This window comes from Streptomyces sp. MS19 (assembly GCF_047200595.1).
In the GTDB taxonomy this organism is placed as follows: Bacteria; Actinomycetota; Actinomycetes; order Streptomycetales; family Streptomycetaceae; genus Streptomyces.
Genome location: NZ_JBJZOH010000059.1, coordinates 1 through 22,619 on the forward strand (window position 1 = coordinate 1; position 22,619 = coordinate 22,619).

The following is a 22,619-nucleotide window of genomic DNA, read 5'->3' on the forward strand; positions in this document are numbered from 1 at the left end:
CTGAGCTGTTCAGCTGCCTCGCCAGTAAGGGTCCGGACGCCGAGGTGTGACGGGTGCTCGCGGCAGTGCTGTTTTCGCGCGCTAAGGAAGCAGCGCGACCCAGGGGGCCATCCGCCGTGGTGAGTGCTCTGCGCACCCGCCGCGCCCTTCCTTCTCATCCGCACTCATGTTGCACGCCCTCGTCCCGGGCGGTCAGCGCGCCCGGGATGCCGTCGATGCTGCAACCCGGCCCGGCTGTCAGGGAATGTCCTACGGTTGCCCGCGTTGGATAGCACGTGCCAAGGATGGCGCGGGAGTATCTGGCCGAGCCCCTCGGGACGAAAAGAGCACGGGGAGCCATGCTCCGCGGAGTGCTGGTCTGGCGGCAGGAAGCAACCGCGTGATCCTCCGCTATCGGTGCCCGCTGCTCGTGGAGCTGTCGGAGAACCGGCAGGTGCCTGCACTGATCCACCGCGCTCATTTCGAGGCGGAAACCCGCTTGTGGGCGCCAGTCCTCTCAGCCCTGGAGATGTACCGTGTACGGCCAGGTCTGAGAGGACACATGGGTCACTGCAGTCACCGGTTGGAGAACTCCGGCTTCATCCGCAGCACGATGACGACGAGCAGGTGGGGTGACGGCTGCGGGTCCCTGTGAGGTCATCCCACGGTCTCCTGGGAGGGAGCCGGGCATACATCAACAGAGCTAATGGTTCCGAGGGGCTTGCCTTATCAGGGGATGTACTCCTCCATGAGCTTGCCCAGGTGCAGGATCATCGGCAGCCGGGTCGCCTTGGTGGTGTGGGCGTGGAAGCGGCGCAGTGTTTGTACATACAGCGCCACCTGGTCCGGGTCGTCGCCTTCTTGAAGGAAGGAGGTGTGGATGTGCAGTGAGGTGGGGTTCTTGCCGTTTTTGCTGTCATTGCCAGGCCCGGACAGCTTGCTCACGCCCTTGGGTAGTTGGCTGGTGTCGGGCCGGGGGTTGATGGCCAAGTAGCCGCGGTCGTTCCACCGCACGACACCAGAGAACCTACCCCATCCGTATGACAGTTCGGGAAGTGTCGAGACTGGTTCCACTGCCGTGGATTCACTATCAGTGGCACCGCTCATGTCCCCGTCCGCCGTGTCTTGGCCATAGGTGGCTCCTGGGCGGGACTCCACCTGATCCCGCCCGCCATCGAAGTCCGCGGAGCCGTCGGCTGGCCCGGCTGTTTCCGGGGCCGGACCGATGCCGAAGCCGTGGGGCAACTCGTCGTTGTCGTCGTTGATCCGCACAATGCGCAGACCCGGCAAGCTCGCTGGCGTGCGGGGAACGGGCACCGTTTCGGGGTCGGTGAGCGAGACCCCTGGCCACACGAGTGCGTCGGGGGTGACATGCTGATTGGCCAGCCAGGGCCAGATCCCCTTGTTGCGCAGTGTTGCCGCGCGGGCGATGAAGAGCCGGTCGTGGGTGTCGTCCTCAGCTAGGGCGCCGCGCAGGAAGCGGGCAAGCGCTTCCTGGTCGGTCCGCTTCACTTTGCCGCGGCCCTCGGACAGTGCCGCAGGAAGCAGCTCGAGAGGGATTTCCGGTTCGGCGGGATGGTTCTGGCTCGGGATCAGCTGACCGGTCGCAGTGCCGTCGGTACGCATCCGAAGCAGCATCGGAACGAAGTGAGTTCCTGCGTGGGCCAGCCACAGAGCGGACACCTCCAGCGGCGCGGTGCCGAACAGCGGTGGGAGCGCAGGGAGGCGGCCCAGCTGCCGCAGCAGGTCCAGCAGCGCGGCACTGATGCGCTCGATGTCCTGCCTGCGTACCTCGGTGCTCTCGAAAGGGTGCAGGCCGGTGCTCTTCGCGTCTGGGTTCGGATCCCGGTTGACAGGCTTGATCACCTGGACCAGTCGGTTGCATCGAGACGGCAGAACGTTCTTCAGCGGTTTTTTCGGGTCCTCTAGCCGGGCGGACTTGTAATAGCCCGGTCCCTCCAGCTCGATCAGGCAGCCGACCGGCTGGTCCTCGGGCGGGAACGCGTCCTGCCAAAGTTGCGCGCGCGCCTCGAGGGCGGCCTGGCGGGCCCGGCGGCGCTTGTCCGGGTCGCTGCCGGTGGCCCTGGGCCAGCCACTGAGCAATAGCCCGGGCGTGGCCAGGCGCAGCCGGATGCTGAACTCCTCGCCGCGGTAGCAGCTGACGAGCGCGTCGCTGTCATCGCCGGTGATGTGTTCCAGGCCCAGGATCCGGGTGAGCACAACGTGGATGGCGTCGGCCGTGCGCGGCGTTGCGTGCCACAGCTCGATGGGGTACTCGATGCCCTGCTTGGTGCGCTGCTTCGGTAGCCGTCGCGAGGTCGGCCTCACCCCCGCTGCCGGGGCGACCGGCACGATGTGATGCTCTTCAAGGACCGGTGCCAGAGCTTCGAAGACAGTCAGATGGTCGATCGGCTGGAAGCCGGTTCCCGTGGGATGTCCACCGGTCTCCCGCGCCCCACCGTCGTCACCGTCCTCGTCATCCTTGAAGTAGTTGTAGCCGGTGCTGTGCTGCAGAAACGCCTGGGGCTTGGGCGCCTGGTTGTCCCCGGCCTCGCTCGGTGAGGCGAAACGGGCCGGGTCCTTACGAACCTGATCAGGAAGCGGAAACAGATCCGGGCTGGGGAGCCGTGACAGGATCTGGGGCAGGCCGGGCTTCCAGGTCCACCGCATCTCGTCCTTGACACCGGTCACGGTGACCGGGGCACGCAACAGCGTGTCGCGCTCGGTGCCGCGCAGCACACCGTTCGGCGCATACAGCAGCATGGTGGCAGTGGCGGGCTCGTACTGGCTGCGCCGAGGGATGTAGGCGGGCTGGGTGGCGGCCATACGCGCGACGTGCGGGACCACCCGCAGCAGCAGTCGCTCGTCATGGGGGAGTGTCGCCACGTTGAAGCGCAGGTAGTGGGTGCCGTAGCCTTGCTCGCCGCCTCGTGTCAGGCGGGTCGGCGGCCAAAGGAAGACGGACCGGTCACCGCTGGAAGAAGCTGGCCCCATGATCCACGAGGATCCCTGGTCGGTGTCGCGGCCGCCCAGCCGGCGGCCTTGGTCGACCCAGCTGGCGGCAAGAAAAGTGGCCAGCATCTTGTAGGCCGCCTCGCTGGGCTCGGCGGTGCCGTTCGGCCGCACGCCGTGTTCCAGTAGGTTCGGATGGGCCGGCTTCCACTGCAGCTCCAGAGCCTCGTCGATGACCGCGCCCCATGGGATGTCGGACTGGTGCGGGGCGACGTATCCGCAGACCCAGGCCTCTAGCGCGAGTGCCACCACGGTGGTGTCGGCAAGCGGCTGCACTGCACGCAGCCAGGACCCGGCGCGCAGGTCGGTGGAGACGGCCAGCAGCTGTGGTTCCAGTTCGAGCAGCAACTCTGTGAGCGCCCACGTCGGCAGACGGTCCTTGCGACGCGCTTTCGGATTGGAGGCCCAAGCCCGCTCCAGGCGGGGGAGCAGGCCGGCGGGGAATGCCGCGCTGTGCAGCTCGCACGGCCACCACCCGTCCGGTTTCGCGGCGAACAGCGGGAACTGGACCCCGCTGAAGGAGATCTTCGGTCGCTTCGGTCGCTCGGTCATCGGCTCCAGTCCATGGTCTCGAAGAGGTTGCCCAACAGGCCCCAGGTCGCACTGGCGATTGCGTGCTCGAGGCGCCGTTCAGCCGGCGCGCCCGGGTCCGGAGGGGTGAGTAGCTGGTCGATCAACTGCTGGCCCGCGACCAGCACGCTGGTGCGGTCGGTGTCCCCGGCGGTCTCACGCCGGTTGGCGGCCCGGGGTGCGAACGCGGCGTCGATGAGGTAGATCCGGGTCGGCACGTTGCCCCGGATCGTCCGCCCGAGCGTCTGGTATAGCTGCACCATCAGGTCGCTGACGAACGCCCGCCGAAGGTCGTCGCGGGCAAGGCGGGAGAAGAACAGCGGCTGGCCCATCAAGGTCAGCCACAGGCCGCGGGCACCGGCGCGCACCAGCTGAGCCTGCTTGCTCAGATCCACAACCGGGTCAGTGCCGTTCACCGGGTCCAGCAGCTGCTTCATCGCGTACTGGTTGAGAACGGCGAGAGGGAACGACAAGTCGTCGGCGGGTGGGTGCAGCCTGGCGAGGTAGAACAAGGCGCCGAACGCCGCCACGCCCCGCTCGTTGAGGACGTTGTGACCGCGCTGCAGTGATCCCTCCGGGGCGAGCATGACATCGGCGCCTGTCGCGGCGAAGCGTCCGATCCGCCGGTAAGCCAGCCCGTGCCGTCCGGGAGCCTCGGAGTCAGGGGTGACGTGCCGGGCTGCCAGACGTGTCCGGAGGTTCATGTGCTGTGCGCATGTGGCTGCGTCCTTGCCACTGAGGGTGACGAACGCGAGCCGCTGACGATCGGGATCCAGCCGATCGCGCACTTGGTCGACCAGCGACCTGGAAGCCCCCGGTGCGGGGTTGCAGATGGCGTCCAGGACGGCACGCAGCGCATCCTCCCGCCGCTGGCGGCCACCAGCGCCGGACACGAAGATGCCCCTGTGTTCGCCGGGCCGGTACTGCGGCCGAAACAGCATCCGGCTCTGACGCAGCGCCTGCGCGCACGGCTCGGGTTCACGCAGGATCAACTGCGGGGTGATGGCCACGTGGTAGCGCGCCGAACCGGGCATCCAGCTTGTGGCAGAGGTGAGCACCACATTGGGACCTTCGATACCCTCGCACCCCAGCAGGTCGTGCAGATGGTAGAGCAGCCAGCGGCCCACCCCGCGCAGCCACAGGATCTCCAGCGAACCACTGGTTGCGTCCCGGTTCGGCTTCCACTGCAGCGCCAGCATGTTGCCCATGGCCTGCTCCGGCACGAACATCTGCAGGTCGGGCGGCGGCTGGTGCTTGAAGAAGCTGTCGGCCGCTTCCATCGGCATCTGCTTTTGGACCGCGGGCAGCAGTGAGTTGGCGCCGAAGAAACTCGTTGTGATCCGCGCCGACCAAATGCCGGCCGTGAGCAGTCGCACCAGCTGCGGCAGCATCTGCGCGACCCAGCCGCCGACGTTCCCGTCCTCGTCCTTCGGCGCGTGTTTCAGCAGCCACCCCTCGGCCGCTTCCTTCGCGGTCCACTCGGTGTCGTAGCCGGCCGTCATCGCCGTCAGCAGGCGGTCCAGGTGAGCGGGAGGCGCCTTGAACGGGTCCCGGGCCAAAGGTGCGAGGAACTCCTCGAAGAACCGGTCGGCGGCTTCTTCCTCCTCGGCTTGGTCCGGCCGCTCGTGCATGGTGGTGATCCCGTGCAAGGACCGGGCCAGCCGGTTCAGCAGCGAGAAGCCACTGAACGGCCCCTCCGCGACGATCTCCGACAGCAGATCCTCAACGTCCTGGCCCCGGCTGCCCCCGCCTTTGCCCTTAGCCCTGCTCTTCTTGTCCGGCGCAGCCACCAGCAGCGGGTACAGACCGGCCAGCGCCTGATAGTGCCGCAGCATGTAGCCCTGGTAGCGGCGCACATCAGGGTGGGTCAGCGGCTGGTGCCAGGCGGCATCGAGGCTGTCATGGCAGGCGATCGCCGTGCGGGCGCTCCAGCCACCGGGGAAGGTGAGCGGCTCCTGCAGCATGAACCGCTGGTCGAAATCGCCCATCACCTTGTCGGCCTCGTCGACCAGCAGCAATCCCAGCTCGTGCTGGATCGCCTCGATCTGCCGCGCCCGGTAGATGGAGCCCTCCATCCGGCTGCTCACCAGACCTGAGGATGTCATCACCCACACCTGCGCATCCGGGACGGCGCGAGCCGCGGCCTGCTGCGGGCACAAGTGGGTCAACGGGCAGTCGTGCAGCTCGCGCTTGTTCGGCAGCTTCAGCCGCCCGCGGCAGGGGAAGTCCTCCTCCCGCAGCGGTGCGTCGCCCCGCCCGGCACCAGTGCGCAGCGGTTCGAGCAGGCACATCGACGTGGTGAACTCTGCTGCCGGATCCAGCTCCGGGCCGGGCAGGGCTTCCCCGGCGTCTACGTCGTACAACTCGTCACGCCAGTAGCTTTCTACGTGGCGCTCGCGGGTGGTACGGCCGATCAGGGGCACCGCGCGGATTCCCAGTGCACGCAGGAACCGCACCTTGGCCAGGGCGGCGCTGATTGACGGCATCACGTAGCCCACCCGCAGTCCGCGCTGGACGCCGATGAACGCCAGCCCGTCCAGCAAGGTGCTCTTGCCCGCGTTCATCAACCCGACGGTGTGGGCGATCCCGTCGATGGTGAACACACCCAGGTCATCGACAAGCCGTCCAGCCGCTTGGTCGACACGCGAGAACGTCATGTTCCGAAAGCGCTGCTCGAAGTTACGGTCGCTGATCTGAGGGTGTGGCTCCAGGGCCCGGTCCATCTCCTTGAAAGCCTGGGCCAGGTCGTCGCGGGTGACAGGGAAAGGCTCCCGGACGCGGCTCGCACGAGCGACGAGCTGCTCGGTCGGCGGGGCGGTCCGGATCCAGGACGGGATCCGCAGGTTCTCGACCGCACCGTCGCGCCGTTTGAAGAAACATTGGGCGCCCGGCGGCACCGGCTCGTGGGCCGGCTCGGTGGCATAGGGAACAACGTCGGTGAGCGCAGCCCGGTAGACGTCTTCTCGCTGTGGAAGGTGCGGTGAGGGGTACCGCTCGAAGACGGTTGTGCTGACCACTCGATGCCCGGGCGGACCGGCGGTGGTGAACATCCGCAGCTCGACCGGGACTTTGCGGTACTCGTTCAACCGCTCACGCCACTGGCCGCCGCGCGCCGCGTCGCCCATCCGGAGCCGCACTCGCCGGACGACCCCCTGGCTTGCCGGGCCCAGGCCGGCGTAGTGATTGAGCACCGTCCACAGAGCGCCGACAGACTGCCCGGCCAGGTGCTGTTCCAGATAGAACAAGCCGAGTTCGAGCTGGCAGAACTCCCCCGGTGACAGGTCACCCAACCGCGCGTCCAGACCGGTCTCCTGGAGATCGGTGACCAGGCCCTCATACCACTGCGAGCCCATCCTCACCACGGTGCGCCTCCAAGAGCCCGAGCGCGTGCCTTCGAGATGAAGCCGTCCTCGGAGATGACCCGGACGCCATCGCTGCGCCCCTGCATCTCCCGCTTGAGGTCGTTGACATAGTGCTTCTGCTCAAACCGATGCCGGGGCAGGATCAAGAACCGATGCCGTGCCTGCATACGCCGATCCCACCTGAACGAGCGCCCCAGCATCGTTGCGCTCGTACAGTCCTTGGCATCCCCAGCCCACCACTCGGACCGATCCGGATCATCCGGCGCGGTCGGATCGGGGAACTCCACTGCGACATCGCAGGCGTCCATGACCGGCCACTTGTGAAGCCGCATCCGGCCTTCCGGCAGGTCCCCGAACGCATCGAACAGGCGCTTTTCCACCAAACCCGGGTCGTGTATGCAGATCCGCACACCACGGTGCTGCACGTAGTAGCCCTCCAGCACCCTGAGCTGCTTGATCTCCGGTGCACCGGCACAGCCGGGCGTCCCGCACATTGCGACGCCCTCGTACAAAGGGTTGCCGCAGTCGCTGCAGACCCGGCAGGACGCAGGCCCGCCGGTCTTGCGGTACTGGTAGGCGGCGTCAAAGAAGTCCCGCACATAAAGGCGACCATGACGGTCCACCTGACTGAACCGCCTCGTGAGCTCATTCAGCTCAAGGTCGGACACCACGGGGGTCTCAATTAGGAACAACCGCAGCGCCACATAGGCCTGCTGGACCTCCTCCTCGGTGCGACCGTACAACTCCGCCACGGCCAGCAGCTTGGCGAACGTCCGGTTCTCTGTGAGCTCGGCCTCCGCATCCGACCTGGGCGCGAGCCGGGCGGCCTCATCGGCGAACGCCGACAACTCCTCACCATCGATCAACAGGCTCTCTGCGTCGCTGTCGGAGACGTCCAGCCGCACAGGCCAGCCCCCCAGCGGAAGCCGGCACCAGGCGAACACTTCCATGTCGCTGACCGGCGGCTTGCTTCCCTGCTCCAGCGCACGCCACCACAACCGCGTCACACCCGTGCGCCACGCCTGAGGGAGCAGGCCGGTGGTGGGCTCCGCTCCTTCGCGGACGCGCTGGCGCTCCCACAGGATCCGGGCCAAACCGGCCGCCAGCAGTTTCAACGTCATGTAGTCGTCGGCAATGTTGCTGCCAACCTCGGCCAGCCGATCGTGGGCTGACTGGTGCACCGTCACTTATGCACTGTACGCGGACAACTATCGAAAGTGACGCCTTTCTCGGTCGAGGGTCACCCTTTGGAAGGGAAAGCGAGAAGGTGTAGCCGAGAGTAGGAGCGAGCGTGATAGTTCGTTGAGGGTGGGGTGCGCTCATCCTGCGGACGGGATCTACGCAGAGTCGGACAGCCGCCGCCCAGTCCCACACTCTCCCTGCGCAAGGCCCCGCAGGACGGCAGCCGACACACTGGGGCGCGAGAAACATGCGACGCGCTGGGTGCCGCCCTGCGGGGCCTTGCGCGATATCGAGCGCTCCGCATCTGCAGTCGGTGCTCTGCGTGATGGCATGTCCTGCTCCGGCCCGCACCCTACTTCCGGTGTCACAGTTTCGTGCAGACGCCTTGCCCGCTCCTGGTGAGGAGACCGTCCTGCCTCCCCTCGATCCGCTCCTGACGATCATTCGAAGCTGCCATCGCGCACCAGTCTCCCCCGGCTGCCACCCAGTAGCTGACACGACCGGCGTATCGGCTGCGGCCGCGTCCGACGGGCATGTCCTCGCCGGGCAAGATTGCGCCGAAATGCCGATCCGCCAGGGCGAGGATCATGCATTCACTGCAGTGTGTTGCTGTCGTCCACGTAGAAGGCGAAGTAGAACAGGGAGGTGTTCAGGTCGGTTCCCTGGTGGCCGAGGACCTCGTTGTAGAACTGCACCTCGGAGATCTTTCGGCTCGCGAACTTGCGGTACGCGACGGCGGCGTACGCCTCGCGCAGTTCTCGCGGAGTGATCGGCTGCCCGTCGGCGTCGGTGAACGTGCGCTTGGCGACGATGCCGACCTCTTTGCCGAAGCGCTGCGAGTAGGTCTTGTTGTCCAGAGCGGGATCGACCTCCTCGCGGATGCGGGCGACAGTCTCAAGCACGAGACCCCGCTCCGCGAGCACCGGAATGGAGTAGGCGGTGGCGGCGCGCTCGGTCTCACGCGTCTTGGTCTGTCCGCTGAACAGGGCACGCGGCGCGTCAGCAGGGTCAGGCTCGAAGCCGCCCACACAGCCCACCTCGTAAGGGCGGCGGCCGGTAAGGGCCACGACGCCGACGATGGCCGCGGCGTTGGACCACCGGACCTTCGCGTTGTAGCTCAGCAGCGCCACGGCCCGCTCGATGTGCTCCTGCGCGTTCAGCGGCCGCTGATTGCGGTGCCGTTCCTCGCGCTGCTCCTGCTGGTGCTGGCGGTACTCCGTCACGCGGGCAGCCGAGTACTTGAACTTCTCCAGGACAGGAGCGTCCTCGCCCAGTTCGGCCTTGATCACGTTTCGGTAGTCGGTGATCAGGCTGCGGTTCGTGGTCGGAGCGTACGGCTCGCCCGTCTTCGGGTTGACGCGCCGGTGAATGGCCGACAGCTCGGTGAGCACAGCCATGTGCATCCGCTGCTCGTCGGTGCCGACGTCGCGGATCTTGGCCACGAAGCGGTCGATCCGCTCCTTGTCAGCCGGAGTCAGCATGTGAGGCCTTTCGGGTCGCGGATTTTTCGGGACGGCCGGGACGGCGTGCCTTGAGTAGGCGCCGGGCCGGATAGCCCCCTAATATCTTTGGTGTTATACCCCAAAGATATTAGGGGGTGAGGTGGAGTACAACTGCGCCACGCCACACCACGCCGCGCTGCCCGCACAAGCCCTCCACGCCCGGAGGTCCGCACAGCCGGGCTCCGTAGCCGTCCGGACAGGCGTCGTCCTTCAGCCCCCGCAGCGTGAGAACAGAGAGTTCGCCACGGCGGCGGCCGCAGCTGCAGGCCAGAGAGCGAGCGCCATCCTCGCGGTGGTCGCCTTGAGTTCCTTCCCGAACCCGCGCCCGACACGGGCCCGATGGTGGCCGCCGTGTCCCGTTCCTGACACGGACGCCGCACTGGCCGACCCACTTCAGTCCTCAGGGCAAGCGGCATGCGCCGCGGGCTATACGCCGAGGCTGATGCGATGATTGAGGACACAGAGAACAGACTGACCAAAGGGGTGGCCGTGGCCGCGTACGAACTGGCGAACCGGCTGGTCATCGGCATCGCCTCCAGCGCGCTGTTCGACCTCGCAGAGTCCGACGCCGTATTCCGGGAGCAGGGCGAGGAGGGCTACCGCGCCTACCAGGCAGAGCACCTCACCGACACGCTGCGCCCCGGTGTCGCGTTCCCGTTCATTCGCCGCCTGCTCTCGCTGAACGACCTGAGCGAAGAAGGCAACCCCCTGGTTGAGGTCATCGTCCTGTCCCGCAACGACCCCGACACCGGGCTTCGCGTCATGCGGTCAATACAGACACACAGGCTGCAGATAAGCCGCGCCATTTTTATGCAGGGCCGCTCGCCCTACCAGTTCATGCCGGCCCTCAACATGTCGCTGTTCCTGTCGGCGAACGCCAGCGACGTACGCGAGGCCGTCTCCCGTGGACTGCCCGCAGGACACGTCCTGGGCGAGCCCCACGAGGACGACATCAGCGACCGAGACCTGCGCATCTCCTTCGACTTCGATGGCGTCCTCGCCACCGACGAGTCGGAACAGGTGTACAAGACCGGAGGCATCGAGGGATTCCGCGCCCATGAGGTACTCAACGCCGCGGTGCCGCATGACGCAGGACCCCTGAAAAGACTTCCTCGCTAGCATCAACCGCATCCAGCAGCGGGAAGAAGAAGAGCGGCAGAAGGACACCGACTACCGGATTCGCCTCCACGTATCACTCGTCACCGCACGCAACGCCCCCGCACACGAACGGGCAGTGGGCAGCCTGAAGAACTGGGGAGTGACAGTCAACGACGCCTTCTTCCTCGGAGGCATCGACAAGGGCGAGATCATGAAGGTCCTCAAGCCGCACATCTTCTTCGACGACCAGGAAAGCCATCTGGCCAGCACCTCGCGGACCACCCCCAGCGTTCACATCCCTTTCGGCAAGCTCAACGAGCACACCGCTCCCGAGGACCTGACGAAGTCCTGACACCGCACGCACAGCCCGGCTGCCCCCACCAACTCGAGCAGCGCCGCCAAGGGCTCGCGACCTGGCCGCAGTCGAACGGCGGGCAAAAGGCCGCAGCCACGACGAGCCGGCCCCGGTCGAAGCAGGACACCACAGTTCCCGCGACGGGAAGACCCCCAACCAGGCCCCTCGCACAGGCGCCCACAGCCCACGGACGGCGACTTCGCGAAGGCTGACGGCGACACCGGGACGGGTGCTACGTTGTGCCGCAGGGGAGCGGCACAACGCATCACACCAGACCAAACAGCCCCACGGGCGCTGCTCTGGTGCGGTCCGTCACAGGGGTGGGACTCACGCCGCTCGGACAAGCACGATCAGTAGTGGGGAACGTGGCACGAGCAAGGTCGCACTCGGCGGCAGGGCAGATGACCGGGTACCTCTACCAGTGCGAGCTCGCCCTGCTCGAGCTCGCCCGCCGCAGCTGGCACGACCCGACCGCCGAGGTCCGCATGGAACTCCTCGACGACATCGAGTTCCTCGACCAGGACAAGACACCGCGGGAACTCCTGCAGGCCAAGCACCGCGAAGCCGCCGGCCCGCTCAGCGAGACCGGGAAAGACTTCTGGCGATCGGTCGGATCCTGGATCGACGCCCTCAAAAAGCTCTCAGAACCCTCGGGCGCCGCCATGCCCATCCTGCGCCTCGTCTCGACCCAGACCGTTCCACCAGACACCTTCTTCCACTACCTCAGCGCCGGCCCGGACAGAGACGAAGCCAAAGCGCTGCAGCGCATGGAACAGACCGCCGCCGACGAGGAAGGACCCGACACCACTGCTAAGGACCGCCAGCTGTTCATGAGCCTCACCCGCGCCCGACGCCAGGAACTCGTCAGCGCCATCACCGTCAACGGCGGCGCTCCGCTGATGTCAGACCTCGACCCTAGTCTGGCCAAAGAACTGGGGATCACGCCGAGCGACCACGCTCAGGACGCCCTCGAAGAGATCAAAGGGTGGTGGTACGGCGTGGCGGTCAAACTCCTGGAACGCAAGAACCCCCAGCGCAGACGAGCCTCCGCCAGTGCCCAGGAACTCATGTGCCGCCGCGACGAGGTCACCGGCCGCTACACCGGCAGACACCTGCCCATCACCGAGACCCTGCGCAACCTCACCGAAGCAGAGCTCGCCGGCTACACCGACCGCCTGGTCGTCACCCAGATGCGGTGGATCGGCCTGCCCGACGACGAAGTCGCGATGCACCTGCGCGACTACCACCTCGCGCGGGCACAGCGTTCCGAATGGCTCCGCACCTTCAAGATCACCCCAGACCGGCTCGACGAGTACGAAGGCGAGCTCCACTACGAGTGGGAGACCGCTTTCCGCCGCCGCACCCGCCGCATCCCCGCAGACACGGACGAAGAGGAACGCCAGGCCATCGGCCAGGACATCCTGGACGCCACCATGGACCGCGTTGCTGAAACCCCGCTGCGCCCCGGCACCGTCACCGCACCCTGGGTCGGCAAAGGAAGCACCCACGGCCTGTCCGACCAGGCCGACACCGCACAGCCCGAGCGGCAACTCGGATGGCACCCCGACTACAAAGACCGCTGCAAAAACCCCGACGAAGCGCAGGAACAGTGACGACCGACTCCCACCGCAACGTGTCGGAGACACAGGCGCTGTTCAACCCCGCCTTCGGCGCCTACCTCCTGGCCAGCGCCGTCAGCGCGGCCACAAAGAAAGCGGAGCGCCCCCTGCCCTGGCCCAGCGCGTTCCTGGTCCTGCCGCTCGTCCTGCCCACCGACACGCGCGACTCCCTGCCGGGCAAGTCCACCGTCACCCTCACCGCCTGGGCCAACGACAACCCGCGCCTGCAGGCCGCCTTCGCCGAACGCGCCGCAGCACTCACCACCTACACCCGAACCAGCCTGCGCACCGCCATGCGCCACCACGCCATAGACGTCACCCCCGCCGGCCTGAGCTGCCCGCGCGCGCCCAAACCCCCCTCCGCTGCTCCCAGCGAGGAAGTCGCCGACTGCGCCCGCGCGGCCGCGCTCGTCGGCCGATGGCTCGCCGTGACCGACCCCATCCGGGCCTTCACCACTCTCGGTGTCCGACCCTGACCTGCCCCTGGCAAAGGAGCCCCAGAACCGTCATGCAGCTGCTCGCCCTGGCCCTGTACCACCGAGACGGCAGGACATCCCCTAGGGTCCTACGGTTCCGCCCCGGGGCGCTCAACATCCTCACCGGCGAGTCCGAAACCGGTAAGTCCGAGGTCCTCACCATCGTCGACTACTGCCTCGGACGCCGCGCCCCCAACCTGCCAGACGACCTGATCGACCAGACCGTCGGTTGGTACGCCCTCCTGGTCACCTTCGCAGACACCTCACGCATGATCCTTGCCCGTCCCCGGCCCACCGGAGCCTCCACACAGAACGCCTTCATCCGCACCGGAGACACCACCCTCGACATCCCACGGCCCGACGAACTCGTCACCAACTCCAACGCCGCGGTCCTGCGCAGCGAACTCAGCGCCCGCCTAGGTATCGAGGACTTCCACTTCCAGCCGCCCACCGGCGCGGGCCGCAGCGCCTTCGACGTCTCCATCGGCCAAGCGGCTCTGTTCTGCTTCCAAAACCAGAACGAGATCGCCTCCCAGACAGCTCTTTTCCACCGCCAAACCGAGTCCGGCATGGCACAGGCCATCAAAGACACCCTGCCGTACTTCCTCGGAGCAGCCGGCCCCGAACAAGCACTCCGCCGCCACCGTCTGGGCGAAGCCCAGCGAGCCCAGCGCGCAGCACAGCGGAAACTCGAAGACGCCCTGCGCCACCAGCAGGCCATGGACGCAAACGGCCTGGCCCTCGTACGCCTCGCGGAAGCCGAAGGCCTCCTCACCGATGTTCCCGCAGCCCCCGAGAACGCGCAGATCTTCAGCCTTCTTCATCAGGCCCTGGCCGCCGCGCCCCGGACCGCGGCCCCACTCGACATGCGCGACCGGCGCCAGGAACTCAACGACGAACGCCGCATCCTGCGCGAACAGCTCCAGGACTTCGACGAGGCACTGGCCGCAGTCGACCGCTGGCAGCAGCAGGGCCGCGCGTTCACCGGCGAACTGCACCTCCAGCTCGACCGCCTTAAAACGCTCGAGCTCCTCGGTCCCGAACGCCAGCACGACACCAGCGTGTGCCCCATGTGCACCCAACCCCTGCCACATCCCGACCCCACAGCGCAGGACATTTCCGAGCTGACCGAACACCTCGCACAAGAACTCGCCCAGGCGCAGACGCTCCAGCCCGTCCGGGAAGAGCACCGCCGCGCCCTGCAGGCCCAACGTGCCGACGTGGCCGAACGTCTCAGGCTGAATGGCATCCAGCTCAGAGAACTCCTCGCCAGCGACGAGCGCATGAGCCGCCTGCAGGAACACAACCTGCGGGTCGCTCACATCCAGGGCCGGATCTCCGAGGCCCTCACCCGCACAGGCACCGACGACGACATCACCCGACTGCGCCACAACCTCGCCCTCGCCGAAGAACACGCGACCACACTCGAACAGCTCGTCGACGAAGACGACGTGGCAGCCGAGACCGAGCGCCGCCTCGCCGACGTCGCCATCGGCATGACGGCCTGGGCTAAGCGGCTCAACCTCGGAGGCGCGGCAGACGCCACCGAAGTTGCCATCAGCCTCAAGCTCCTCAACGTCGTCCTCAGGCGCCCCTCCGGACGGCTTCCCCTCACCCGCATCGGCAGCGCCAAGAACCACATCGGCTACCACCTGGTCGCCCACCTCGCCCTGCACACTTACCTGCGACGCAACAACCGCCCCGTCCCCGGGTTCCTCATGCTCGACCAGCCGACCCAGGCCTTCTTCCCGGAAAAGCCTCGCGACGCCTCCACCATCGAAGACGCCGACTGGACAACCGTCACCGCCTACTTCCAACTCCTCGACGACGTCGTCCGACTCAACAACGGAGCGTTCCAGATCATCGTCTGCGACCATGCCAACCTGCCCGAAGACTGGTTCCAGGAAGCCGTGATTGGCAACTGGCGCCCCGACGCCGAAGGCAATCGCACTGCCCTGATTCCGTTGGAGTGGCTCGGCTGAGACCGCCAGCACAGCCGATCCCGGCGTGCCGGGGCCCAGTCAGGCGGGGCCAACGCAAGCGATCTCCTCGACAATGAAGGCAACGACCCGTTATGACGCCCTCGCGACGGTACCTACACCGCTGCCCCTGAAGCTCCTATACGGGGCTCACGCCCATAAGGAGCCGGGGGAGTGGACATGCCGGGGCCCGCATTGCCGGGCTGGCGCAAGTATTCGGAGATCTGGAAGAGCAAGGGCATCGCTCCTCTGCCCCGTCAGGAGCCCACGCAGGGTGCCTTATTCCGATGGGCCCAGCTTGATAGGGCCTGAACGCCTCCCACCTTCGAAACAAAGACGCGGACCCGCGCCGACGCTTACGAATCAACGGTCCGCGGCTGCCGTCAGCCACAGAAGCGCTATGGTTCGAATCAGACCGCTCGGCAGCCGCACGGGGGCGCGCATGAGCTGGGTGATCGCTGCACACAGGGGGCCAGCGGTAGTCCGCTGCGACTGCCGGCAATCCTTGACGGGCTGGAGTTCTCCTGGGCGGCGGGAGCAGCTCCTTCGTCGCCCGGTCGAGTTCTGGCGAAGAGGGACGGGCTCTGCGGCCGAGTCCTGCGGACAGATCTGGGTCACGTGAGCCGCCAGCCCGCCGCTCGTACGAAAACCGGTGCGCGCGGCCCCCGGCTGCTCCGATACTGCTGGTGACGAAAGCGAGGCCCCGTGTCCCAGATCGAGCCGACCGTGCTGGCCGCGCTCACGGCGGCGGCGAAGAACGCCGCCTTGCACCCGGCCACGGCGGTGACCCTCAAGGCCACGGACGTTGGCTCGAACACGGCCACCGCACACCGGGACGCGCTGGTCGCGGCCCTGTTCCGTCGGCCCTCTCCAGTCACGAAGGACCGCAACAAGGCGGGGGAGACACTGCCAGCTCCGCCCGCCCCAGCCCAGGTGGAGATCTGGAGCCTGTACGCAGACCACGTGGATGCCCCTTTCCTCCGTGGCCACCTTCACCATCTGCTGCTCGATGCCGGCCACGGCCGTAGGCCCGACCACATCCGCGGCGCGGCCGCCGGGTATCTCGACACGGTGCAGTTGCTGTTGGCCGCCCAGGACGACGACAGGTGGCCACGGGCCGCCCAGTGCCTGAAGAGGGCCACGGAGCTGTCCCTTAAGTGCAAACAGACCGACCTGCGTGAACGCGCGGCCAAGGACGCCCTCACCCTCGCCGCACGCCTCCTGGCCGGCACCGAGGACGAGGGACGGCCCCTGCTGGTCGTCCTGGAAACACTGCAGACCTTGGGATGCGATGCCGCGGACCTCGCCGAACAGGCGGCCAGCCTCTTCACCCGCGACGCGGATGTCCAGCTCGGCTTTCTCAAAGTGTTGCGCAAGGACGCGCTCCCCAGCCGCCACGCGGAGATCGACGCCGCCGTGGTTCAGACCCTCCTCGACGCTGCCGATACCGCCGATGCAGGCAACCGCCGCCTGCACTTCCTGACGCAGGCAGCGACCGAAGCGCACAAGCGGGGGCTGCCCGACCTGCGGGCCCGCGCCGAGATGGCCCTGCAGCAGACCACGCCGGAGTGGACTTCCATCCGCTCCGAGGGCACCATCCCGCCCGCGGTGGTCCTCTGGCATCAGGATCAGGTCGATGCCGCCCCGGATCTGCGGACCGCCCTGTGGATCACCGTGCCAGACGTCCACCCGGCGATGCACGCGCAGGCCCAACCCGAGGCCGACGGCGCGCTCGAGGGCCTCCTGCGGATCCCGCGCTCGCGCATCAACCCAGCCGGACCAGTCTTCGTCCGCCCGCCCATCGACGCCGACGACGACCACGCCGTGGAGATGCAGGTCCGCGGCCTGAGGCCGTTCGGAAGGCTGACCGCAATTCAGCTCGACCGCATCGGCGAGCGCTTTCGGCCCGGCGAGTCCGAAATGATCGCCGCTCTGACACACGAGACGGTGTTCCCCGAACCTCGTGCGCGCACCCTCGCCAGGGCCTTCCGCTACTACTGGCTGGAGGAATTCGACGCCGCAGCGTGCGTGGCACTGCCCCAGGTCGAACAGATCCTCCGCCAGCTTCTGCGCTCCCAGGTCCCTATCGTCTCCGTGGCTCAGGGGCAGAGCACCGGTGGTGTCGACCTGATGGGCAAACTCCTCCAGAGCATGCCCAAGGCCGGGTACCCGGCGGACTGGAGCAAGGCTCTGGAACTCCTCCTGGTCGATCCCGACCGCGGAATGAACCTGCGCAACGACATCCTCCACGGCCTGACCGGCACCCCGCCCAGGCACCACGTCGCACTCATCCTCCAGGCGGCGCTCTACCTGCTCAGCCATGCGCACGGGCAACGCACGCCCGCGACCCGAGACGACAAGTAACCTCCCGTGACCAGGCAACGTCGCCTGATGTGGCACTTAGGTCAACGTGAGTCGGTACTCGACCATCCCGTTTTGAATCCCGAGCCGAATGAACCCGGCCTTCTCCAGCACCTGCCCCGACACGGGGTTGCCGGGGTGGTGCTTGGCGCCGAGGGAGCCGAGACCGGCGGTGGCGAAGGCGAAGACGACGAGTTCCTCGACCGCCTTCGTCGCGTAGCCCCGGCCCCAGCAGTCTTCTCGCAGGACGTAACTCACCCGACCGTGACCGTTGGGACGACGGCCGAGCTTGACGACGCCGACCGGGTCCCCGGCGACATCTATGCCGAGGATGTACTGCTCGACCAGATCGGCAGCCGCCCACTCCCGCACACGCACTACGTAGTCCTCGGCCTCCTGGCAGGTCATGGCGGGGCGCCCCAGGAACGTGACGGTGGCCCCGCTGTAGACGCGGCGGATGGCCGGGGCGTAGGCGTCGGTGAGGGAACGGAGCGCGATCACGAGGTGAGGAGGCCAGCCAGCTTGGCGGCGGACGGCCGGTCCTCCTGAGCCGGGGTCAGACACGCGCGGATCACCTTCTCGAACTCGGGGAACACCCACGGCCGGACGTCGTCGAGCGAGAGCGTGGCCCCGGTCGCGATGGCCTTGAGCTTCTCTTCGCGAGGGGTGTCGTCTCCGTAGGCGACCGGCCGCTGTCCCGTCCAGCACCAGAACAGCGACGCGCCCAGTCCCCAGATGTCGGCCGGCGACTCCGCCTGAATGTGGGTGTCGGCGGTGGTGGAGAGCAGGGCGTCCGCGATCTCGGGCGCGGTGGTGTGGGTGAGCGCGCCCCGGTACGGGATGCGCGGCCCGTCGCCGGGGCCGCAGGCGAGGGCGCAGTCGATGACCGCCGCGGCGCCCTCGTCCGTGATCAGGGTGTTGGTGGGCTGGACGTCGGCATGGGCCCATCCGGCGGCGTGCATGTATCCCAGCCACTCGGCCCACGTCCGGGCGATGCCCAGGAGCCAGGGGCGTACAGACGGTCGGTTGCCTTCGGGTTCGCGGGCGCGGGCGGGGGCGAACGCGCGCCACACGGGGGCGCCGTCGATCCAGCGCACCGCAAGCCACCGGCCGCCCTCCCAGACTCCGGCAACCACCCTGTAGCCGAGGGAGAACGCGCCCGCGTCGGTGAGGCGGACGAGGTGGTCGTCCGCCTGCGCCATCTCGGCGGCCTTGTCGCGGGCGGTGTCGTCGTCGGGATTGTTCGCCTTCAACGCCACGGCACCCGCGGGGCCCTCGATCTTCCAGGCCCGCGAGCCGCGCCGGTCGCTCAGGAGCTGAGTCGTGAAGGGCTCGCCGATGTGGGCCTTGAGGCGGTCGAGGGCTTCACCGGGGGGGAGGAGGAGGAGGAAGCGCTTCGCCCATGTGCGGATCTCCGTCCAGTGGTAGGGGAGGTGCTCGAAGATGTCGCGGCCGTCGTCGTCGGCCACGGCGAGCGCTGCGGCCAGGTCGGGGGTCGCGTGGAGGAACTGCGGGTCGCGCCGGCGGATCGCGGCTCTCACGGGGAGGAACGAGACGGGGGCGACCGGGATGTGCTCGCCGGCCCGCGTGGCCTCCTCCTCACCCGCGTAGAACTTGCCGAACATGACCCCGACGGGCCCGTACAGGTTCTTGAGCGCCCAGTGCGGCCACGCCAGCAGATCGTAGTGCCGGACGCCAGGCACTTCACCCAGGATGACGACGTTCTCGCACCGCAGGAACCCGTACGGTCGGTGGATCAGAGGGCGCAGCCACTCCGCAGCCTGCGCACCGGCGTGGAACAGTTCGGCTTCCACCGCGTCCGCGCTGCCGTTGGCTCGGTAGACGGTCCAGGTGGTCAGCCCTCGCTCCACTGAGGGGGACAGGTAGGGGCAGTGGGCCGTCATCTGCTCCACGTACCCGGCGATGTCGATGGAGTCCGGCCTGGTGGTGCTGGCCTCGACGAGGCGGAGCGCCCCAGCGGTGGGCCGGGACGCTCCGTCGATACGCGTGAGGGTCACCGGCTGCCCGGCGCGGCGTCGTCGCCGTCCCCGGTGGTGGGGCCGCAGTCCCACTCGGCCACCACCTTGCCGGTCTCCTTGTACCGGGCGAGCGCGCCCTCGTCGAGGACGCCGTCGGCGTCGGTGAACCAGATCTCGGGCAGCGGCCCGTACACCTCCTCGTACGCGGCCACCCAGCCGATCGGGCCGGAGCCGTTCATCTCGCGGTGCCCCAGGACGGTCCCGGCGTGCTCGGTGCTGAACGCCGCGTACTCGGGGGTGCCGATCATCTGGTGCCACGCGGCGTCCACGGCCCGGGAGAACATCTCGGCGGGACCGTTGCCGTCGGCGAACTGCTTCTCGGCGATGGCCAGGAAACGGCCGAGCTCGCGGCGCTCGATGGTGGTGCTGGACATGGTGGTGCTCCTCTCGACGGTGTTTCGAGTGGTGCCTGATGGTGCATCCGCTCCCGGCCGGTTTTCCGGCGGGCGGAAGTCAGTGGGCTACCCGCCGGGCGTGCCGGCGATGGCCAGAGCGAGAACGGCGACGACGGCGTACGCGAGGACCGCTAAGGGCTGTCTCACGGGATGAGCTGGAGGTTGGCCGCGGCCGTCGTCCATTCGATGCCGGAGGCGGGACGGATGTGCGCGACGCGGACGGTCCGGCTGCCGTTCTTCTCGTGGACGACCGCGGTGAGCTCGCCCTCGCCGCTGCTCGCGATGTCGCGGACCTGCTTGTGCAGCCAGGGGTGGCTGTCCTCGTGCAAGGAGGAGCCGGCGGTGCTCACTGTGCGGTCGGCCTGCTCGGCCTGTTGGTGCTTGCGCTCCAGGAACCGGGCGAGACCGGCCTTGGCTCGGGAGACGAGGCAGGCGCTCGGCACACCGTAGGCCGTGGGCTCTTCGTCCGTGGCGCTGTCCGGCGCGGGGCGAGGGAGGGGCGCGGTCATCCGCTTCTCCTCGTGTGGAGTTGGCACAGCGACCCGCACTACGGACAGGCGCGGTACCACTACGGCACCGCCCAGGGCAGAGACTTCTTCGTACCCAAGGTGCTCACCCGCCACCTCACCCGCAGCCGACTGTCCCCGTGCCACCAAGGATGTCGCGGCCGCACTGGCGCTGCACTTCGAACGCCTCGGCTCATCTCCACCACCCAACCCGCCTACGCGCAGGCCGCCGCACGCGCCCTGCAAACGGCACTGAAGAAGACAGACACCCCGGTGCTCGGCGTGCAGAACCAGCGGGATCAACGCCTGGCGCTCTCGGAACGGATCGCCGAGCACCTCGGCGAGGAGCACGAACTCACCGTCATGGTGACCCAGGGCATCGCCTACCACCACGGCACAGTCCCGCAGCCCGTCCGGCACCTGCTGGAGGACGCCCACCACGACGGCGCACTGCGCGTGCTGTGCGCCACCAGCACTCTCTCCCAGGGCATGAACCTGCCAGTCAAGACCGTGCTGGTACACAGCGCATGGCGCAACCAGGAGCAGATCGGCGTCCGCGAGTTCTGGAACGCCGCCGGCCGAGCCTTCCAGGAGACCGAAGGCCACGTCGTCCTCATCGCCAAGGACGCCGAAGACGCCCGAAAGCTGCGGCGCCGCTACCTTGACAAGGACAACATCGAATCGGTCCTGTCCACCATCGGCGCGCTCTACCACCGCCTCGCCACCACGAGACTGGGCGCCCGCCCCACCCCCGGACAGAACCTGACAGACATCGAACTGCCCGATCCAGAACTGGAAGAACTCACCGACTGGGCGCAGGCGCTCGATCTCCAGCTCCTGACGATGCTCGCCGAAGAAGTCATCGACACCCTCGATCAGCAGCTGCTGGAGGACGCAGCACACGACCTGCTCACGCACACCCTGGGCGGCCACCAGATCGGCGCCCAGGAGTGGTCCCTCAAGCCGCTCGCCCGGTTCACCGCCCGCCGCGTCGCCACTCTCGCCCGCCAGCTCCCCGACCCGGCCGCCCACGCGGCAATCCTGCGCACAGGACTGAGCCTGCAAGGCGGCCTCGACGCGATCACCGCCGCCGAGCAACTCGCGAACACCCTCACCGAGCACCCCAGCCTCCTCGACCCCGCAACATGGCCAGCCCTGCGCGACACCGTCCTGACCGCCGCCACCAAGATCCATGAACTCCACTGCAGCGCCACCGCCAAAGACCGGCCGATCGGAGCGGTCGTCCCTCTCGCCGGCGACTGGATCGCAGGCTGGACGCTCCAGGAGATCCACAGCCACTACCAGCTACTCCTTGACGCCAAGGACATCACCGTCACCTCGGACTACATCGACAAGGTGATCGTCCAAGACGCTGGCCTGGGCCGTCTCCTCGATCCTGCAGATCCTGGAGACCCGCCACGGCATCACACCCGAAGGCCCCCTCGCCACCCTGCCCGCCATGCTCAAGTACGGCGTCGACACCGCCCCCGCCTGCTACGCCGCCAGCCTGGGCATCCACCAGCGCAGCGCAGCAATCGACCTGGCCGCACGCTGCCCTGTACCCGAGCCGTCCTTCTCCGACTTCACCGGCTGGCTCGGCGACCTGACCACCGACGAGATCACCGCCATCGCGGTGACCAGCTCCCGCCCGGTTGGGGAAGCCGAACGCGATGGCGGCCAGCCCAGTCCGTGACGTGGGCGTGTGCTTGATGGTCGCCAGGGGGCCGCGCCGGCGCCGTACAGCGCACCGGATCCACCGGCCCTGCGGCGAGGCCGCGGCGGGTGCCCCCAGGAAGTGAACCCACGTTCCTTCAGGGAGAGTTGACGATCGATCGAACTCCTACTGCAAGAGAACCCAAACTTTCGAAATTTTTGTCAGGTCCACGACAATATTTGCCACACCCCGCCACACCCAAAATCCGACGGAAAGGACAGCGGCGTGCTTCGCGCCTACATTTTAATTTCCAGTGAGACGAGATAACTAGAAAGGGAATAGGACCCTATTTACCGCAAGAGGTAATAGAGAATTCCTCACTACTAAATGGATCGCTCTTCCCCTCGAGCCTCTCGGCCGCAGAGCCCGACCGTCCCACCGAGGACCCATCGCATCAAAGAAAGGGGTGAAACGTGAAAGGGGTTGAAGAAAAGCGGAGCTAGAATTTAGAAATGGAAGAAACGCGGAGG

General features: G+C 67.6%; 14 protein-coding genes and 2 pseudogenes. 6 read left to right on the forward strand and 10 right to left on the reverse strand.

The window, feature by feature from the left end; translation table 11 throughout:
* Nucleotides 1-708 precede the first annotated feature (708 nt).
* From ACL02R_RS28585 to ACL02R_RS28605, 5 genes are all read right to left on the reverse strand, one after another.
* Complete coding sequence (locus ACL02R_RS28585) at nucleotides 709-3,543, reverse strand: RNaseH domain-containing protein (RefSeq protein WP_412799866.1); 2,835 nt, start codon at nucleotides 3,541-3,543, stop codon at nucleotides 709-711.
* The gene (locus ACL02R_RS28590; RefSeq protein WP_412799867.1) at nucleotides 3,540-6,914 is read right to left on the reverse strand and encodes a hypothetical protein; all 3,375 of its coding nucleotides are present in this window, start codon (nucleotides 6,912-6,914) and stop codon (nucleotides 3,540-3,542) included. The genes ACL02R_RS28585 and ACL02R_RS28590 overlap by 4 nt, the downstream gene beginning before the upstream one ends.
* Nucleotides 6,915-6,916: 2 nt before the next feature.
* Complete coding sequence (locus ACL02R_RS28595; protein ID WP_412799868.1) at nucleotides 6,917-8,110, reverse strand: hypothetical protein; 1,194 nt, start codon at nucleotides 8,108-8,110, stop codon at nucleotides 6,917-6,919.
* A gap of 359 nt (nucleotides 8,111-8,469) precedes the next feature.
* The gene (locus ACL02R_RS28600; RefSeq protein WP_412799869.1) at nucleotides 8,470-8,694 is read right to left on the reverse strand and encodes a hypothetical protein; all 225 of its coding nucleotides are present in this window, start codon (nucleotides 8,692-8,694) and stop codon (nucleotides 8,470-8,472) included.
* Nucleotides 8,695-8,698: 4 nt separating this feature from the next.
* The gene (locus ACL02R_RS28605) at nucleotides 8,699-9,586 is read right to left on the reverse strand and encodes a protelomerase family protein (protein ID WP_412799870.1); all 888 of its coding nucleotides are present in this window, start codon (nucleotides 9,584-9,586) and stop codon (nucleotides 8,699-8,701) included.
* Nucleotides 9,587-10,054: 468 nt separating this feature from the next.
* Here ACL02R_RS28605 and ACL02R_RS28610 point away from each other — a divergent pair.
* The 5 genes and pseudogenes from ACL02R_RS28610 (at nucleotide 10,055) to ACL02R_RS28630 (ending at nucleotide 17,498) form a co-directional block, all read left to right on the forward strand.
* Nucleotides 10,055-11,057: pseudogene (locus ACL02R_RS28610) on the forward strand (5'-nucleotidase).
* A 404-nt stretch (nucleotides 11,058-11,461) separates the two neighbouring features.
* Nucleotides 11,462-12,673 carry an ABC-three component system protein gene (locus tag ACL02R_RS28615; protein WP_412799871.1) on the forward strand — a complete coding sequence of 404 codons (1,212 nt, stop codon included), beginning with the start codon at nucleotides 11,462-11,464 and terminating at the stop codon, nucleotides 12,671-12,673.
* Nucleotides 12,670-13,155 carry a three component ABC system middle component gene (locus tag ACL02R_RS28620; protein ID WP_412799872.1) on the forward strand — a complete coding sequence of 162 codons (486 nt, stop codon included), beginning with the start codon at nucleotides 12,670-12,672 and terminating at the stop codon, nucleotides 13,153-13,155. The genes ACL02R_RS28615 and ACL02R_RS28620 overlap by 4 nt, the downstream gene beginning before the upstream one ends.
* Before the next feature lie 32 nt (nucleotides 13,156-13,187).
* Nucleotides 13,188-15,137, forward strand: coding sequence for a DUF3732 domain-containing protein (locus ACL02R_RS28625; RefSeq protein ID WP_412799873.1), 1,950 nt, complete (start codon nucleotides 13,188-13,190; stop codon nucleotides 15,135-15,137).
* A gap of 702 nt (nucleotides 15,138-15,839) precedes the next feature.
* Nucleotides 15,840-17,498 carry a hypothetical protein gene (locus tag ACL02R_RS28630; RefSeq protein ID WP_412799874.1) on the forward strand — a complete coding sequence of 553 codons (1,659 nt, stop codon included), beginning with the start codon at nucleotides 15,840-15,842 and terminating at the stop codon, nucleotides 17,496-17,498.
* A 36-nt stretch (nucleotides 17,499-17,534) separates the two neighbouring features.
* Here ACL02R_RS28630 and ACL02R_RS28635 read toward each other — a convergent pair whose 3' ends face one another.
* The 5 genes and pseudogenes from ACL02R_RS28635 to ACL02R_RS28655 all read right to left on the reverse strand — a co-directional run bounded on the left by ACL02R_RS28635 (nucleotide 17,535) and on the right by ACL02R_RS28655 (nucleotide 20,438).
* On the reverse strand, nucleotides 17,535-17,996 hold the full coding sequence (locus ACL02R_RS28635; RefSeq protein WP_412799875.1) for a GNAT family N-acetyltransferase: 462 nt from the start codon (nucleotides 17,994-17,996) through the stop codon (nucleotides 17,535-17,537).
* On the reverse strand, nucleotides 17,993-18,697 hold the full coding sequence (locus tag ACL02R_RS28640) for a protein kinase domain-containing protein (protein ID WP_412799879.1): 705 nt from the start codon (nucleotides 18,695-18,697) through the stop codon (nucleotides 17,993-17,995). Before ACL02R_RS28640 ends, ACL02R_RS28635 begins: the two co-directional genes overlap by 4 nt.
* Before the next feature lie 107 nt (nucleotides 18,698-18,804).
* A pseudogene (locus ACL02R_RS28645) lies at nucleotides 18,805-19,513 on the reverse strand (DUF6875 domain-containing protein).
* Complete coding sequence (locus ACL02R_RS28650; RefSeq protein WP_412799876.1) at nucleotides 19,510-19,908, reverse strand: hypothetical protein; 399 nt, start codon at nucleotides 19,906-19,908, stop codon at nucleotides 19,510-19,512. The pseudogene ACL02R_RS28645 and the gene ACL02R_RS28650 overlap by 4 nt, the downstream one beginning before the upstream one ends.
* A gap of 164 nt (nucleotides 19,909-20,072) precedes the next feature.
* Nucleotides 20,073-20,438 (reverse strand): hypothetical protein, encoded by a 366-nt coding sequence (locus tag ACL02R_RS28655; protein ID WP_412799877.1) that lies wholly within the window; start codon nucleotides 20,436-20,438, stop codon nucleotides 20,073-20,075.
* 270 nt (nucleotides 20,439-20,708) lie between these two features.
* On the opposite strand from ACL02R_RS28655, the gene ACL02R_RS28660 reads away from it, so the two are divergent.
* Nucleotides 20,709-22,145, forward strand: coding sequence for a helicase-related protein (locus tag ACL02R_RS28660; RefSeq protein WP_412799878.1), 1,437 nt, complete (start codon nucleotides 20,709-20,711; stop codon nucleotides 22,143-22,145).
* Nucleotides 22,146-22,619: the final 474 nt, after the last annotated feature.

Coding starts and splice junctions, on each gene's coding strand:
- ACL02R_RS28585 (WP_412799866.1), bottom strand. CDS start 3,543: ATGACCGAGCGACCGAAGCGACCGAAGATCTCCTTCAGCGGGGTCCAG.
- ACL02R_RS28590 (WP_412799867.1), bottom strand. CDS start 6,914: ATGGGCTCGCAGTGGTATGAGGGCCTGGTCACCGATCTCCAGGAGACC.
- ACL02R_RS28600 (WP_412799869.1), bottom strand. CDS start 8,694: ATGATCCTCGCCCTGGCGGATCGGCATTTCGGCGCAATCTTGCCCGGC.
- ACL02R_RS28605 (WP_412799870.1), bottom strand. CDS start 9,586: ATGCTGACTCCGGCTGACAAGGAGCGGATCGACCGCTTCGTGGCCAAG.
- ACL02R_RS28615 (WP_412799871.1), top strand. CDS start 11,462: ATGACCGGGTACCTCTACCAGTGCGAGCTCGCCCTGCTCGAGCTCGCC.
- ACL02R_RS28625 (WP_412799873.1), top strand. CDS start 13,188: ATGCAGCTGCTCGCCCTGGCCCTGTACCACCGAGACGGCAGGACATCC.
- ACL02R_RS28640 (WP_412799879.1), bottom strand. CDS start 18,697: ATGGCGCAGGCGGACGACCACCTCGTCCGCCTCACCGACGCGGGCGCG.
- ACL02R_RS28650 (WP_412799876.1), bottom strand. CDS start 19,908: ATGTCCAGCACCACCATCGAGCGCCGCGAGCTCGGCCGTTTCCTGGCC.
- ACL02R_RS28655 (WP_412799877.1), bottom strand. CDS start 20,438: ATGACCGCGCCCCTCCCTCGCCCCGCGCCGGACAGCGCCACGGACGAA.